The following is a 14,687-nucleotide window of genomic DNA, read 5'->3' on the forward strand; positions in this document are numbered from 1 at the left end:
CCTCGGGTCAGTTGCGGCCGCGAAAGCAGGCTGATCAGGCAAAGGCGATGATCAGCTGCCCTAACACGAACTCCATCAGCACGAACAGGATAACCAGGAGCACAAGGGAGGCCAGGTCGACGCTCACGCTACCAATTCGCAGTGGTGGAATCACACGCCTCAACGCGCGCAGGGGTGGATCAGTGACGCTCCACACCACTTCCAGTCCGGCCGAAGCTCCCCGCCCCGGTTGCCAGCGGCGACCATAGGCCAGAACCGCGCCAAGGACAAATCGGGCAAGGAGCACAAGCAGGAACAGGTAGCAGAGCAGATAGAGCACCTGGAACAGGATCGACAACACGGCAGGCGACGTCCCTCGGTCGAGCGGGCTAGCTCAGGCTGAAAAAGCCGCCCTCAGCGATCTTGGCCTTGTCCTCCGCGGTGACCTGGACATTGGCCGGTGAGAGCAGGAACACCCGGTTGGTCACGCGCTCGATCGTACCGCGCAGGCCGAACGCGAGCCCGGCGGCGAAGTCGACCAGCCGGCGGGCGTCCGCCTCGTCCATCTCGGTGAGGTTGATGATCACCGGCACGCCGTCGCGGAAGTGCTCCCCGATGGTGCGCGCCTCGCGGTAGGTGGTCGGGTGCAGGGTGGTGATCTGGTAGCGCTGCTCGTCCTCGGCGGCCACCGCCCGCTCCCGCGGCGGCACCTGCGGGGCCAGGGCGAGGTTGTCCCGGGTGTGGTACGTCAGCGCGCCGGAGGTCTCGCCGGCTCCGGACCGGGTGATCGACCGGACGCTGGACCGCTCGGCCCGCTCCGGCCGCTCCAGGTCGGCGTCGGCAACCCGGCCGGTGGCGCGCTCGCTCAGCCGACCCCGGTCGCCGACCCGGGTACGGCTCGCCGGCGGCTCCTCGGGATCCTCGTCGTCCTCGTCGGCGAACTCCTCCGAGTACCGGCTCGACCGGTAGCGCGGCGAGTCCCGGTAGCCACCCTTGTCGTAGCCACCGTCCTCGTAGGCCCGCTCGTCGTCCTCTTCGACGAGTCCGAGCCAGACCCCCGCCTTGCGCAGTGCACCCATCCCCGCGCCCTTCCGTCCGCCGTGCGGCACGCGCCCCCGTGCCGTGTCGCTTGATCACGAGTGGACAACGAATGCCCACCGGACCGGATCGGCAATCCCCTGGCGAGCGATTCGCGGTTCGCTCGCCACGGCCCCCGACTACGGGAACGCCGTTCCTGAACAACACTGATGTAATTTGCTTCTTTCGCGGTCAGGCTACCGCAGCGTGGGGCGCATTCCGAGCAACGCGCTACCCACGCGGACATGTGTCGCGCCATATCCGATCGCGATTTCCAGATCGCCGCTCATCCCCGCCGAGAGGACGGTCGCCTCCGGAAAGCGGTCCCGGAACCGCTGAGTCACCTCGGCCAGCCGGGCGAACGCCCGGTCCGGCTCCCAGCCCAGCGGGGCCACCGCCATCAGGCCGCCCAGCCGCAGCGCCCCGGCCCCGGCCACCGCCTCGGCCACCGGGCCGAGCCCACGGTCCGGGTCGGCCGAGTCCGGCAGCGCGCCGCCGCGGGCCGGGTCACCGTCGATGCTGACCTGCACCAGCACGTCCAGCGGCCGGTCCCGGCCGGCGGCCGCCGCGGTGTCCAGCGCGCCGGCCAGCCGGACGCTGTCGACCGACTGGACCACGTCGGCGTACCGGACCACCGAGCGGCACTTGTTGCGCTGCAGCTGGCCGATGAAGTGCCAGCGCGGCGTGGCTCCGGCCGTCGCCGCCTCGGCCGCCTTCGGCGCCGCCTCCTGGTCGCGGTTCTCTCCCACATCGGTCACCCCGAGCCCGGCCAACGCGACCACGTCGGCGGCCGGGTACGTCTTGGTCACCGCGACCAGGGTGACCTCACCCCGGTCCCGTCCGGCCGCCGCGCAGGCGTCGGCGATGCGGGCACGCACCCGGGCGAGCCCGGCCGCGAGCTCGGCGCGACGATCCGGTCGCACCGTGGCTGAAGTGTCGGTCATCGGCGCGGCTCAGGACCCGTTCTTGAGGAAGTCGGGCACGTCGACGTCGTCGAACAGCACCCGGCGCGGCGACTGCTGCGGGGCCGGCATGGTGGTCGGCGGGGTGACCGGCGCGTTCGCCTGGGCCGGCTGGTTCTGATTGGTCTTGCGGGCCGGCTCCACCGCCTTGTACGCGGGCGCACCCCCGTCGAAGCCGGCGGCGATCACCGTCACCCGCACCTCGTCGCCGAGCGCGTCGTCGATGACCGCCCCGAAGATGATGTTGGCGTCCGGGTGGGCCGCGTCGGTGACCAGCTGCGCGGCGTCGTTGATCTCGAACAGGCCCAGGTCGGAGCCGCCCGCGATGGAGAGCAGCACGCCGCGCGCGCCGTCCATGCTCTGCTCCAGCAGCGGGCTGGAGATGGCCGCCTCGGCCGCCTCGACCGCGCGGTTCTCGCCCCGGGCGCTGCCGATGCCCATCAGCGCGCTGCCGGCGCCGCTCATCACGCTCTTGACGTCGGCGAAGTCCAGGTTGATCAGACCCGGCGTGGTGATCAGGTCGGTGATGCCCTGGACACCGGAGAGGAGCACCTGATCGGCGGTCCGGAAGGCGTCCATCATGGAGATGTTGCGATCGCCGAGGGCGAGCAGCCGGTCGTTGGGGATCACGATGAGCGTGTCGCACTGGTTGCGCAGCTCCTCGATGCCGGACTCGGCCTGCACCTGGCGGCGCTTGCCCTCGAAGGAGAACGGCCGGGTGACCACACCGATGGTGAGCGCGCCGAGCTTGCGGGCGATGTTCGCCACCACCGGCGCGCCGCCGGTGCCGGTGCCGCCGCCCTCGCCGCAGGTCACGAAGACCATGTCGGCGCCCTTGAGCACCTCCTCGATCTCGTCGCGGTGGTCCTCGGCGGCGTTCTTGCCGACGTCCGGGTTGGCGCCCGCGCCCAGCCCCCTGGTCAGCTCCCGGCCCACGTCGAGCTTGACGTCGGCGTCGCTCATTAGCAGCGCCTGGGCGTCGGTGTTGATCGCGATGAACTCGACACCCTTGAGCCCAACCTCGATCATCCGGTTGACGGCGTTGACACCGCCACCCCCGATGCCGACGACCTTGATGACCGCCAGGTAGTTGTGCGGAGGAGTCATCTCCGGTCCTTCCCTTCGAGATTGGCATGGGCCGACCCCACACGGCTTGGCCAGACCAGCGGCCGAACATTTCCCAACGGGTCCTTCGGCTGAAACCCTCACCCTCTACTAGAGGCTTAGAGCTATGTCAACCACTGATCTCTTCGAGGCAACGTATGCGCCGCCGCGCGATGAGCCAAGGACCTTTCCGGCGTGTCGCCGGCCGGAGCGGGCCGGGTCACGTCCGCTGACCGGCGGATCACTGGTACGTGACCACGTCCGGAGCGCTGACGTCGATCGTGTCGGCCTTCCGACTGAGCAGCGCGGTGGCCACGTCGGACTTCTTCGACCCCTGGGTCGCGTCGCCCCAGAACACCGTCCGGTCGCCGCGCAGCCGCAGGGTGATCCGAGCCAACCCGGCCACGTCCACCGAGACCAGTTCGGCCCGCAGCCGAGGGCTGAGCGCGGCGAGCACCGCCAGCCCGGCCCGGGTGCCCGGGTCGTCCGGCGCGGGCCGGCCCACCCGGATCACCGGCAACCCGCCGGGGGCCCGGGGCAGGTCCTGGAAGACCACGCCGCCGCGGTCGATCACGGCGAACCGGTCCCCCTGCGGCACCGCCGCCACCGGGGTCCGCTCCACCACCCGGATGACCAGCGTCCCCGGCCAGTCCCGGGCCACGGTGGCCCGTTCCACCGGGGCGAGCGCACCGACCCGGCGGGCGGTCGCGGCGAGGTCCACCCGGGCCAGCGGCGCGTCGTCCGGCACGGCCGCGGCCTCGCGGACCTCGACCGGGGTGACCAGCGCCGCGCCGACCACCCGGACCTCCCGGACCCCGAACAGGCCGGTGCCGAGCACGGTCCAGGCGATCAGCCCGGCCAGCGCCAGCACGCCGGCGGCCACCGCCCAGGGCAGCGCCGCGCGCATCCGGCGTTGCCGGGCCCGGGCCATGAACCGCCGGGTGGACGGCGGTACGGCGTCGGCGCCCGCCCGGACCAGCTGCCACTGCCGTACCGGGTTGCGCCGGCCGGCCCCGCCCTCCTGACCGGGGGTCCGGCCACGGGCCGGGCCGGGGCTCATCCGGCCGTGGCCGCCGCGCCGTCCGGGCCGACGCCGGTGCCGATCGTCGCCGCGCCACCCGGCTCGCCGGTCCGGGCCAGCAGGGCGTCGAGCAGTTGGTCGCCCATCAGCGAGATCGGCGGCGCGCCCATGGTCACCACCACGTCGCCCGGCCGGGCCCGGCGGGCCACCTCGGCCGGCACGTCGTCCCACGCCTCGACGAAGACCTTCCGGTCGGCCGGCAGCGGCACCGCCTCGATCAGCGCCGCCGAGCCCTCCCCGGGCTGGCGCAGCTCACCCGGCCCGAAGACCTCCAGCAGCACCAGTTCGTCGGCGATGGCCAGCGCGGCGGCGATCTCCGGCTGGAGGTCACGGGTCCGGTAGAGCCGGTACGGCTGGAAGACCACGATCAGCCGGCCCTCGCCGGCCACCTCGCGCAACGTCTGCAGGGCCAGCGTCATGGAGGTCGGGTGGTACGCGTACTCGTCGTAGACCAGCACGCCGTCCGCCACGCCCTTGCGCTCGAACCGCCGCCGCACGCCGGGGAACGCGCCGAGCGCCGCCTCGGCCGCCGCGATCGGCAGGTCCAGCAGGTACGCGGCGAGGATCGCCGAGGCGCTGTTCAGCCCCATGTGCCGCCCGGGCACCGGCAGCCGGATCTCGCCCAGCGACCGGCCCGCGATCTCGGCCAGGTAGCGCACCCCCTGGGCGGAGGAGACCATCCCGCTCAGCTTCAGGTCGGCGTCGGCCGACTCGCCGTACGTCCAGACCCGGCGCCCCTCGGCGCGCAGCGTATCGGCCAGCCGCCGGCCGCCCGCGTCGTCGGCGCAGGTGATGATGAAGCCCTCGGGGTCGGTGAGCCGGGCGAACTCGGCGAAGGTGGCTTCCAGGTTGGCCAGGTCGCCGTAGGTGTTGAGGTGGTCCGCCTCGATGTTCGTGATGATCGAGACGTACGGGCGGTAGATGAGGAACGAGCGGTCGCTCTCGTCCGCCTCGACCACGAAGTACTCGCCGGTGCCGTGGTGCGCGCCGGAGCCGACCTCGGAGATCTCCCCGCCGATGACGAAGGACGGGTCGGTGCCGGCCTGCTGAAGCACCATGGTGACCATCGAGGTGGTGGTGGTCTTGCCGTGCGTGCCGGCGACCGCCACCGTCCGCCGGCCGGTCATCGCGGCCGCGAGCGCCTCGGACCGGTGCAGCACCCGCAGGCCGCGCCGGCGGGCCTCGACCATCTCCAGATGGTCCTGCGGGATGGCCGAGGAGTAGACCACGGTGTCCACCCCGTCGAGGTTGGCCACCTCGTGGCTCATGTGGACGGTGCCGCCCAGCGCCCGCAGGCCGGCCAGCGACGGCCACTCCCGCAGCTCGCTGCCGGAGACCGGCAGGCCCCGGGTGAGGAAGAGCCGGGCCAGGCCGCTCATGCCGACCCCGCCCACCCCGATCAGGTGGATCCGGCCCAGGTCCTCCGCGGTCATCGTGCCGGCGGGGGTGAACTGCGCGGTGTTCATGCCAGGTACCTTCCCGTCGCGGCGGCCGGCATCAGCGGCTCACCGCCTCGTAGACGAAGTTCAGCAGGGCGACGTCGCCGTCGCGCCGCCCGTACGCGGCCGCGGCGGCACCCATCGCGGCCAGCCGGTGCGGGTCGCGGACCAGCGGGAGCACCGTGCGCTCCAGCCAGGACGGGGTGAGCTCGGCGTCGTCGACGAGCAGGCCGCCGCCGGCCTCCACCACGGGCAGCGCGTTGCGCTTCTGCTCCTGGTTGCTGTGCGGGTACGGCACGTAGATGGTGGGCAGGCCGATCGCGGCCACCTCGGCGCAGGTCATCGCCCCGCCCCGGCCCAGCATCAGGTCGGCGGCGGCGTACCCCAGCTCCATCTCGGACAGGTAGGGCAGGGTCACGTACGGCACCGGCAGGTCGGTGGGGACGGAGACCGGCTCGTTGCGGGCGCCGATCACGTGCAGCACCTGCACGCCGTTGCGGGCCAGTTCCTTGGCCGCCCCGGAGACGGCGAGGTTGATCGAGCGGGCGCCCTGCGAGCCGCCGGCGACGAAGAGCACCGGCAGGTCGGGGCGGAGTCCGAAGTGGGCCCGGGCGGCGTTGCGCATGGCGGCCCGGTCCAGGCCGGCGATGCCCCGGCGCAGCGGCACGCCGACCACCCGGGCGTCGCGCAGCGACTCGGCCTGCGCCGGCTGGTGCGGGAAGCCGACCGCGACGTGCTTGGTGAACTTCATCCCGAGCCGGTTGGCCACGCCCGGCGGCACGTTCACCTCGTGGATGACGATCGGCAGCTCCCGCCGCCAGGCGGCCAGGTAGCCGGGAACGGAGACGTACCCGCCGAAGCCGACCACCGCGTCGGCCGCCACCTCGTCGATCACCTTGCCCGCCGCGCGGGCCGCCTTCCACATCCGGTCCGGGGTGCGGACCAGGCTCATGTTGATCGAGCGGGGCAGCTGGTAGGCGGGGATCTGCCGCAGGTCGTAGCCGGCCGGCGGGATCAGCTCGTTCTCCAGGCCCTTCGGAGTGCCGAGGCAGGTGATCCGGACGCTGGGGTCGTGTCGGCGCAGGCAGTCGGCGAAGGCGAGCAACGGGTAGATGTGCCCACCGGTACCCCCTCCGCAGAGCACCACCGAACGCAGCGGACCCATCAGCGCCTCCTCTCGTTCGCCGCGCCGACGCGCGTCCGGCCGGGCCGGGCGCCGCGGGCCGCGGCTCCGTCGTCGTCCCGCCGTGTCCGGGACCGGGGTACCGACCCGCGGTCCGCCCCGGGCGACGCCGGTCGGCGGCGCCGGCCGGGAAGCGGCGGCAACGGGGCCCAGACTAGTCGGACCCATCGGGCGGGCGGACGGGCATGCAGGGCGCGGGCCGCGTCCGGCTCGGCGCGGGCGAAGGAGGCGAGCATCCCGACCGCGGCCAGAGTCACCACCAGGGCGCTGCCACCGTCGGAGATGAACGGCAGCGGTACGCCGGTCAGCGGCAGCAGCCCGGTCACCCCGCCGATGTTGATCACGGCCTGGCCGACCAGCCAGGCGGTGACCCCAGCGGCGGCGAGCCGGCGGAACGGGTCCTCCACCCGCCGGGCGATCCGCAGCCCGCTGTACGCCAGCACGGCGAACAGGACCAGCACCACGGTGCAGCCGACCACGCCCAGCTCCTCGGCGATGATCGCGAAGATGAAGTCGTTGTGCGCCTCGGGCAGCCAGCCGAACTTGAAGCTGCTCTTGCCCAGCCCGACGCCGAACCAGCCGCCGTGCTCGATCGCGTAGCGGGCCTGGATGGGCTGATAGCAGTTCTCCAGCTGGAGGTTGAAGCAGGTCTTCGGGTCGGGCGGGTTGAGCCACATGGTGAGTCGCCCCAGCCGGTAGTTGTCGGCGTCCCGTGACCCGGAACCGGCGCCCAGGGAGGCGGCGGCGACCAGCAGGCCGATGCCGGCCAGGCCGACCGCGGAGAGGGTGGCGAACACCCGCAGCCGGACCCCGGCCGCCCAGAGCATCCCGACCACCAGCGCCAGCAGGCAGAGCATGCTGCCCAGGTCGTTGTAGCCGACCAGCACGAAGAGCAGGCCGACCACCGGGAAGAGCGGGGTGGCCAACTCCTTCCACCAGCCCAGCGCGGCGCCCTTGCGGGCCAGCACGTGCGCGCCCCACAGCACCAGCGCGAACTTGGCCACCTCGACCGGCTGCACGGAGATCGGCCCGAGCCAGAGCCAGAGCAACTGGGCCTTGAGCGGGCCGATCGAGGTGACCCGGAACAGCGCCTCCAGCACGACCAGCAGGTTGAGAATCAGCAGCAGCACCACGGCCACGCCCAGGAAGGGCCGGCTGATCGCCCGGAAGGTGCGGGCGGGCAGCCGCTGGCAGGCCCAGAACGCGACAACGCCGATCACCGCGAAGACGGTCTGCTTGGTCAGCGACGCGGAGGCATCCCCGTCCTGCGCGAAGTCGCGGACGCTGGTCGCCGAGAAGACCATGGTCAGGCCGATGAGCAGCAGCAGGCCGGCGCTGGAGAGCAGCAGGTAGTAGGAGGCCAACGGCCGGGCCAGCAGGCCGCGCAGCGCGTCCAGCCCGAGCAACGGGGCCGGCGGGTCCGCCGTCCGGGTCGCGGCGGGCGGCCGCCGGGCCGGCGTGTCGGTCGTGCCCTCGGTGTCTCGTCCCTCCCCCACGTGCCCATCATGCTGGCTCCGCCCACCCGCCCGTGGCGCAACCGCCCGCTCGGCGTGTCGGAACGCGGAAAGGAGGGGACCCCTGTTAACGCCTGGCGTTGTAAAGGGCCCCCTCCTCACCACGGCGGCCGGATCAGGTGACCGCGGCGAGGAACTCGCTGTAGAACAGGCCGAGCGCGATGGCCACGCCGATGCCGGCGATGATCCAGAACCGGACCACGATGTTGACCTCGCTCCAGCCGGCCAGCTCGAAGTGGTGCTGCAGCGGCGACATCCGGAACACCCGCTTGCCGGTGGTCCGGAACGAGATGATCTGGATCACCACCGACATCGTGATGATCACGAAGAGGCCGCCCAGGATCGGCAGCAGCAGGATGGTCCGGGTGGACATCGCCATGCCGGCGATCAGGCCGCCCAGGCCCAGCGCCCCGGTGTCGCCCATGAAGATCCGGGCCGGCGAGGTGTTCCACCAGAGGAAGCCGACACAGGCCCCGGCCGCCGCCCCGGCGATCAACGCGATCTCCAGCGGGTCCCGGACCGTGTAGCAGTACGCCTCGGTGTAGTTCGGGTCGGCGCACCAGTGCCGGTACTGCCAGAAGGCGATCAGCCCGTACGCGGCGAGGACCATCACCGAGGCGCCCGTGGCCAGGCCGTCCAGGCCGTCGGTGAGGTTCACCCCGTTCGTCGCGGCCATCACCACCATGATGATGACGATCACCGCGCCGATCTTGCCGATCTCCAGCGCCGGAATGTCCCGGATGAAGCTCAGCGTGGTGCTGCCCACCGTCTCGGCGTTGGTCCGGTGGCCGGCCCTGTCGTACATGGTGCTCGGGAAGTAGAGCGCGACGACGCCGAAGATCGCGCCGACCAGGATCTGGCCGGCGAGCTTACCGCGCTTGTTCAGGCCGCCGCTGTGCCGCTTGCGGACCTTGAGGAAGTCGTCGATGAAGCCGACCGCGCCGGAGAACACCATCAGCCCCAGCAGCACCAGCGCGGTGATGGTCGGCTCGACCTGGGCGATCTGCGCGTCCGGCAGGGTGGTCAGGGCCAGGTGGCCGGCGACGTACGCGATCACCGTGGCCAGGATGAAGACCACGCCGCCCATGGTCGGCGTGCCCTTCTTGCCCTCATTGCTGGCGAGCCCGAGGTTTGATCGGATTGGCTGGCCGGCCTTCAGCCGGGCGAACACCTTGATCGCGATCGGGGTGCAGAAGAGCGAGACCAGGAAGGCGACCCCGATGGCGACGATCACCGCCCTCATGCGGCCGGTCCCTTCATGGCGTCCGCGCGCAGCGCGTCGGCCACCTCCCAGGTGCGGTACCGGGAGCCCTTCACCAGGACCACGTCACCCGGACGTAGCTCGCTCCGCAGCACCTCGACGGCCGCCGCCTGATCGGTGAGCAGCACCGACTCTCCTCCCCAGTTGCCTACCTCTGTCGCGCCTTCGTGGATCGGCGCCGCCGGCTCGCCCACCACGAGCAGCCGGTCGACTCCCAGCTCGGCCGCGAGCCGGCCGACCTGCTGATGCCCCTCCGTCTCGAAGTCGCCCAGCTCGGCCATGTAGCCGAGCACCGCGACAGTACGCCCCGACCCGCCCATGCTGACCAGTGCCCGCAGCGCGGCCGCCATCGAGGCCGGGTTGGCGTTGTACGAGTCGTCGATCACGGTCACCCCGTCGGAGCGCTCGAAGACGTCCATCCGACGGGTGGAGACCAGGCCCAGCTCGCCCAGCGCGCCGGCCAGGTCGGCCAGGGGCATCCCCAGCTCGCGGGCGACCGCCGCGGCGGCGAGCGAGTTGGAGACCTGGTGCCGCCCGGCCAGCCCGAGCCGCACCGGGGCGCGCCCCTCCGGGGTCACCAGGGTGTACGACGGGCGCCCCCGCCCGTCCAGCGTCACGTCCACCGCGCGCACGTCGGCCCGCTCCGACTCGCCGTAGCGAACCACCCGGGCCTGCGTCCGCGCCGCCATCGCGTCGACGAGCGAGTCGTCGGCGTTCAGCACGGCCAGCCCGTCGGCGGGCAGCGCCTCGACCAGCTCCCCCTTGGCCAGGGCGATGGTCTCCACCGAGCCGAACTCGCCGATGTGCGCCACCCCGACGTTGAGCACCACGGAGATCCGCGGCGGCACCACGTCGCACAGGTAGCGGACGTGTCCCACCCCGCGGGCGCCCTTCTCCATCACCAGGTAGCGGGTCTCCGGGACGGCCTGCAGCGCCGTGTACGGGTGGCCCAGCTCGTTGTTGAACGAGCCGGGCGGGGCCACGGTCGGGCCGAGCCGGACGGCGAGCTGGGCGATCAGGTCCTTGGTGGTGGTCTTGCCGGAGGAACCGGTCAGCCCGATCACGGTCAGGCCGGGCAGCCGGTCGACCACCGCGCGGGCCAGCCGACCCATCGCGTCGAGCGCGTCCGCGACCAGCACCATCGGCACGCCGGGCACCTCCCGGGTGCCGAGCACGGCCACCGCGCCGGCGGCCACCGCACCGGCGGCGTAGTCGTGCCCGTCCACCTTCTCCCCGGGAAAGGCGACGAAGAGCCCGCCCGGGCTGACCTTGCGGGAGTCGAACTCGACCGTGCCGGTGACCCGGGCGTCCCGGTCGGCGGCGACCAGCCGCCCGCCGACGGCCATCGCGACCTCGGCCAGGCTCAGCGGGATCATCGCTGCCCCACCAGGTCGCCGAAGCGGGCCCGCAGCGCCGCCGCCAGCTCCACCCGGTCGTCGAACGGCAGCACCTCGCCGTTGACCTCCTGGCCGCGTTCCTGCCCCTTGCCCAGCAGCGTCACCACGTCACCCGGTTCGGCCACCCGGACCGCCTCCTCGATCGCGGCCCGCCGCCCGGGCACCTCGATGATCCGCGCCGCGGTGTTCGCCGCGTACGCGCCGGCCAGCACCTCGGCCCGGATCGCGGCCGGGTCCTCGGTGCGCGGGTTGTCGTCGGTCACCAGCACCACGTCGGCGCCCTCCGCCGCGGCGGCGCCCATGATCGGCCGCTTGCCCCGGTCCCGGTCGCCGCCGGCGCCCACCACGCAGATCAGCCGGCCGGCGGTCAGGCCCCGCAGGGCCGCCAGGACGGCCTCGATGGCGTTCGCCTTGTGCGCGTAGTCGACCACCCCCCGAACCGGGGCGTCGCCGCTGACCAGCTCCAGCCGGCCGGGTACCCCGCCGCAGGCGGCCACCCCCGCTGCGGCGGTGGCCGGGTCGACCCCGGCGGCCGCCAGGATCGCGATGGCGAGCAGCGCGTTGGCCACGTTGTGCCGGCCGGGCAGCGCCACGCCGGTGGGCAGGGTCACGCCGTCCGGGCCGTGCACGGTGAAGCGCTGGGCGTAGCCCTCGCCGTCGACGCCGTCGGCCCACCAGGTCGCGGTCGGGTCGCCGGCCGCCGAGTAGGTCACGGTCGCCGGCTTCATCAGCGGCCGCAGCGCCGGGTCGTCGTGGTTGAGCACCTCGACCCGGCAGCGTCCGTCGAAGAGCTTCGCCTTGGCCGCGAAGTAGTCCGCCTCGTCGGCGTGGAAGTCCAGGTGGTCGGAGCCGAAGTTGGTGTAGCCGCCGACGGTGAACCGCACCCCGCCGACCCGGCCCATGGCCAGGGCGTGGCTGGACACCTCCATGACCACCGCGTCGACCCCGCGCTCCCGGGCCACGGCGAGCATGGCGTGCAGGTCGGTCGCCTCCGGGGTGGTCCGCACGCTGTCGATGACCAGGTCACCGAGGCGGGTCTCCACCGTGCCGATCAGGCCGGTGGTGTGCCCGGCGGCGCGCAGCCCGGACTCGATCAGGTAGCTGGTGGAGGTCTTGCCGGCGGTGCCGGTGACGCCGATCACCAGCAGTCCGGCGGTGGGGTCGCCGTAGACGGCGGCGGCGATCTCGCCGAGCACCGCCCGGGGGTCGTCCACCACCAGCACGGGCAGGCCCGCGGCGGCGGCCAGCTCGACGCCGGCCGGGTCGGTGAGCACGGCCACCGCGCCGGCCTCGGCCGCGCCGGCGGCGAACTCCGCGCCGTGCCGGCGGGCGCCGGGCAGGGCCGCGTACAGGTCGCCGGGGCGGACCTCCTGGCTGGCGTGGGTCACTCCGGTGACCGCCACCTCGGCGGCGGCCCCCTCCGGCGGCACGAATGGCTGAGCCTGCCTCGCGCTCGCCAGCACCCGGGCGGCGAGGTCGCCGAGCCGGACGGGATTCACGGTACGGGGACGTGGATTGCCGGGCACGGCGTCAGACCCTACCCGGTCGTCCGGTTCCGACCGCACAGCCGCCCCGGTGGTTCGTCGCCACTCACCGATCATGTCCCGCCGTCCCCGCTCAGCGCGGAAAGACCTCGAACTTCGGGGACCGGTCGGTCGCCGACGGCGGCACCCGGTAGTGCCGGAGAGTGAAGCCCATCATCTCCCGGAACGCCGGCGCGGCCACCGCGCCACCCTCGCCGCCCGGGCTCCAGACGAAGACCGCGACCACGTACCGCGGCTTCTCCGCCGGGGCCATCCCGATGAACGAGCCGACCTCGCCCGGCTGCTGCTTGCCGTTGTCGTAGCGCAGGCCGGTGCCGGTCTTGCCGGCCACCCGGTAGCCGGGCACGGCGGCGGCCAGGCCGGTGGCCCGCCCGTCCGGGCCGTCGACCGTGGTGACCGCCTCCAGCATGGTGCGCAACGCCGCCGCGTTCTGCGGGCTGAGCACCGAGCGGGTGACCGGGGGCTTCTCCGGCGTCTTCTTCCCGTCCGGGCCGATCACGTTCTTGATCAGGTGCGGCTGGACGTACGTGCCGTTGTTGGCGATCACGTTGTACGCGGCGGCCATCTGCAACGGGGTGGCGTCCACGCTGTGCCCGATCGGCACCGACCCGTACGACGAGCCACTCCACTGGTCGGCGGGGAGCAGCCGCCCGGGGGCCTCCCCGGGCATCCCCTCGCCGGTGGGCTGGCCGAGCCCGAACCGCTTCTGGTAGTCGATGAGCCGGTCCCGGTTGAGCTTGTGGGCGATCTCGATGGTCCCGACGTTGGACGAGAAGGCGAGCATCCCGGGGATGCTCATCTTCCGCCCGTTCGCCGGGTGGGTGTCCCGGTAGGTGATGCCACCCCTGGTGATCGTGTTGGCCACCGGGAACGCGGTGTCCGGGGTGATCACGCCCTCCTGCAGGGCGGCACCGTAGGTGATCGCCTTGTGGATCGAGCCCGGGTCGACGATGAAGCTGGTGGCGGCGTCCTCCCGGTCGCTCGGGGAGTTGACCTTCTCCGGGTCGGACGCGTTGTAGCCGGGGTAGCTGGCCTGGGCGAGCACCTCGCCGGTCGGCACGTCGACGACCACCGCCGCGCCGACGCTGCCCTTCGTCCGGGCCATCTGGTTGGACAGGATCCGCTGGGTCATGAACTGGAGGTCGCGGTCGATGGTGAGTTCCAGCGACCCGCCGGGCTCGGCCGGGGTGGTCAGGCTGTAGCCGCCCGGGATCGGCGCCGCCAGGTCGCCCTGCCCCACCTCGTACGTCTTCTTGCCGGCCCGCCCCTCCAGCACGTCGTCGTACTTCGCCTCCAGGCCCTCCAGCCCGACCATGTCCTGGCTGACGAAGCCGATCAGGTTGGCGGCCAGGTCACCGCCGGGCACCTCGCGCCGCTCGTCGCGGTGCACGCCGATGCCGGCCAGGTCCAGCGCCATGATCTGCTTGGCCTTGCCGATCTCGACACCACGGGCCAGGTACTCGAACTGCGACTTCGTGGTGGTGCCGGGCAGGGTGCGCTCCTTCATCCGGTCGGCCAACTCGGAGACCGGCACCCCGAGCAGCGGCGAGAGCAGCCGGGCGGTAGCGAGCCGGTTCTTGACCCGGGTCGGGTCGGCGTAGACGTAGCGCGCCTCCACGCTGTGCGCCAGCGGTTCGCCCCTGCGGTCGTAGATGGCCCCGCGCGGGGCGGGCAGCTCGACGGTGGCGAGCCGGTTGGGCAGCCCGCCGTCGGCGTACGCCGGGGTGGTGACGGTCTGCAGGAAGACCAGCCGGATGCCGATGGTGGCGAACAGCGCCAGGGCCAGCAGGGTGCCGAGCCGCAGCCGGCGGCGCGGGTCGGCGAGCTTCGGTGGGCGGCGCGGCTTGCGCGCGGGCCGCCGGGCGGCGGCCGGACGGCGCGGGCCGGGCCGGCGCCGGGGCGGCGGCGGCTCGTCGTCGTCGAAGGGTTCCCGTGGCGGCCGGGCCGACACGGTGCGGACCACGCCGGACCGGCCCCCGGCCACGGTCTCCCGGCGGCCGGCGCGGGCGGCCCCGGCCCGGCCGCCGTCGAGCACCTGCAACGCCGGCCGGAACGGGTCGCCGGAGCGGCTGCTGCGCGGGGTACGCCGTTGCTCAGCACCCTCGCCGGCGGCCCGGGCGGGCCCGCCGCCCTCCCGGATGGTCCG

General features: G+C 73.2%; 12 protein-coding genes. All 12 read right to left on the reverse strand.

All coding sequences use genetic code 11. The features are described from left to right. Nucleotides 1-34: 34 nt before the first annotated feature. The gene (locus ONA70_RS04595; RefSeq protein ID WP_265005060.1) at nucleotides 35-340 is read right to left on the reverse strand and encodes a YggT family protein; all 306 of its coding nucleotides are present in this window, start codon (nucleotides 338-340) and stop codon (nucleotides 35-37) included. Nucleotides 341-368: 28 nt separating this feature from the next. Continuing rightward, nucleotides 369-1,058 (reverse strand): cell division protein SepF, encoded by a 690-nt coding sequence (locus tag ONA70_RS04600; protein WP_265005061.1) that lies wholly within the window; start codon nucleotides 1,056-1,058, stop codon nucleotides 369-371. A 195-nt stretch (nucleotides 1,059-1,253) separates the two neighbouring features. Continuing rightward, nucleotides 1,254-2,000 carry a YggS family pyridoxal phosphate-dependent enzyme gene (locus ONA70_RS04605; RefSeq protein WP_265005062.1) on the reverse strand — a complete coding sequence of 249 codons (747 nt, stop codon included), beginning with the start codon at nucleotides 1,998-2,000 and terminating at the stop codon, nucleotides 1,254-1,256. A 9-nt stretch (nucleotides 2,001-2,009) separates the two neighbouring features. After that, nucleotides 2,010-3,125 (reverse strand): cell division protein FtsZ, encoded by a 1,116-nt coding sequence (gene ftsZ, locus ONA70_RS04610; protein ID WP_265005063.1) that lies wholly within the window; start codon nucleotides 3,123-3,125, stop codon nucleotides 2,010-2,012. Between the two features lie 238 nt (nucleotides 3,126-3,363). Continuing rightward, nucleotides 3,364-4,182, reverse strand: a complete 819-nt coding sequence (locus tag ONA70_RS04615; protein WP_265005064.1) for a cell division protein FtsQ/DivIB — start codon at nucleotides 4,180-4,182, stop codon at nucleotides 3,364-3,366. Then, complete coding sequence (murC, locus tag ONA70_RS04620; RefSeq protein WP_265005065.1) at nucleotides 4,179-5,669, reverse strand: UDP-N-acetylmuramate--L-alanine ligase; 1,491 nt, start codon at nucleotides 5,667-5,669, stop codon at nucleotides 4,179-4,181. The genes ONA70_RS04615 and murC overlap by 4 nt, the downstream gene beginning before the upstream one ends. Before the next feature lie 31 nt (nucleotides 5,670-5,700). After that, nucleotides 5,701-6,807 carry an undecaprenyldiphospho-muramoylpentapeptide beta-N-acetylglucosaminyltransferase gene (gene murG / locus ONA70_RS04625; protein WP_265005066.1) on the reverse strand — a complete coding sequence of 369 codons (1,107 nt, stop codon included), beginning with the start codon at nucleotides 6,805-6,807 and terminating at the stop codon, nucleotides 5,701-5,703. Then, on the reverse strand, nucleotides 6,807-8,231 hold the full coding sequence (locus tag ONA70_RS04630; RefSeq protein ID WP_265005074.1) for an FtsW/RodA/SpoVE family cell cycle protein: 1,425 nt from the start codon (nucleotides 8,229-8,231) through the stop codon (nucleotides 6,807-6,809). Before ONA70_RS04630 ends, murG begins: the two co-directional genes overlap by 1 nt. Nucleotides 8,232-8,454: 223 nt before the next feature. Next, a complete protein-coding gene (gene mraY / locus ONA70_RS04635; protein WP_265005067.1) occupies nucleotides 8,455-9,582 on the reverse strand; it encodes a phospho-N-acetylmuramoyl-pentapeptide-transferase in 1,128 nt (375 codons plus the stop codon). Next, entirely contained in the window at nucleotides 9,579-10,976 is a 1,398-nt protein-coding gene (locus ONA70_RS04640; protein WP_265005068.1) for a UDP-N-acetylmuramoyl-tripeptide--D-alanyl-D-alanine ligase, read from the reverse strand. The genes mraY and ONA70_RS04640 overlap by 4 nt, the downstream gene beginning before the upstream one ends. Further along, nucleotides 10,973-12,562, reverse strand: coding sequence for a UDP-N-acetylmuramoyl-L-alanyl-D-glutamate--2,6-diaminopimelate ligase (locus tag ONA70_RS04645; RefSeq protein ID WP_265005069.1), 1,590 nt, complete (start codon nucleotides 12,560-12,562; stop codon nucleotides 10,973-10,975). The genes ONA70_RS04640 and ONA70_RS04645 overlap by 4 nt, the downstream gene beginning before the upstream one ends. 52 nt (nucleotides 12,563-12,614) lie before the next feature. Next, the gene (locus ONA70_RS04650; protein ID WP_265005075.1) at nucleotides 12,615-14,681 is read right to left on the reverse strand and encodes a peptidoglycan D,D-transpeptidase FtsI family protein; all 2,067 of its coding nucleotides are present in this window, start codon (nucleotides 14,679-14,681) and stop codon (nucleotides 12,615-12,617) included. Between the last annotated feature and the right edge of the window lie 6 nt (nucleotides 14,682-14,687).

The sequence above is a fragment of the Micromonospora yasonensis genome (assembly GCF_026013475.1).
GTDB classification, from domain to species: domain Bacteria; phylum Actinomycetota; class Actinomycetes; order Mycobacteriales; family Micromonosporaceae; genus Micromonospora; species Micromonospora yasonensis.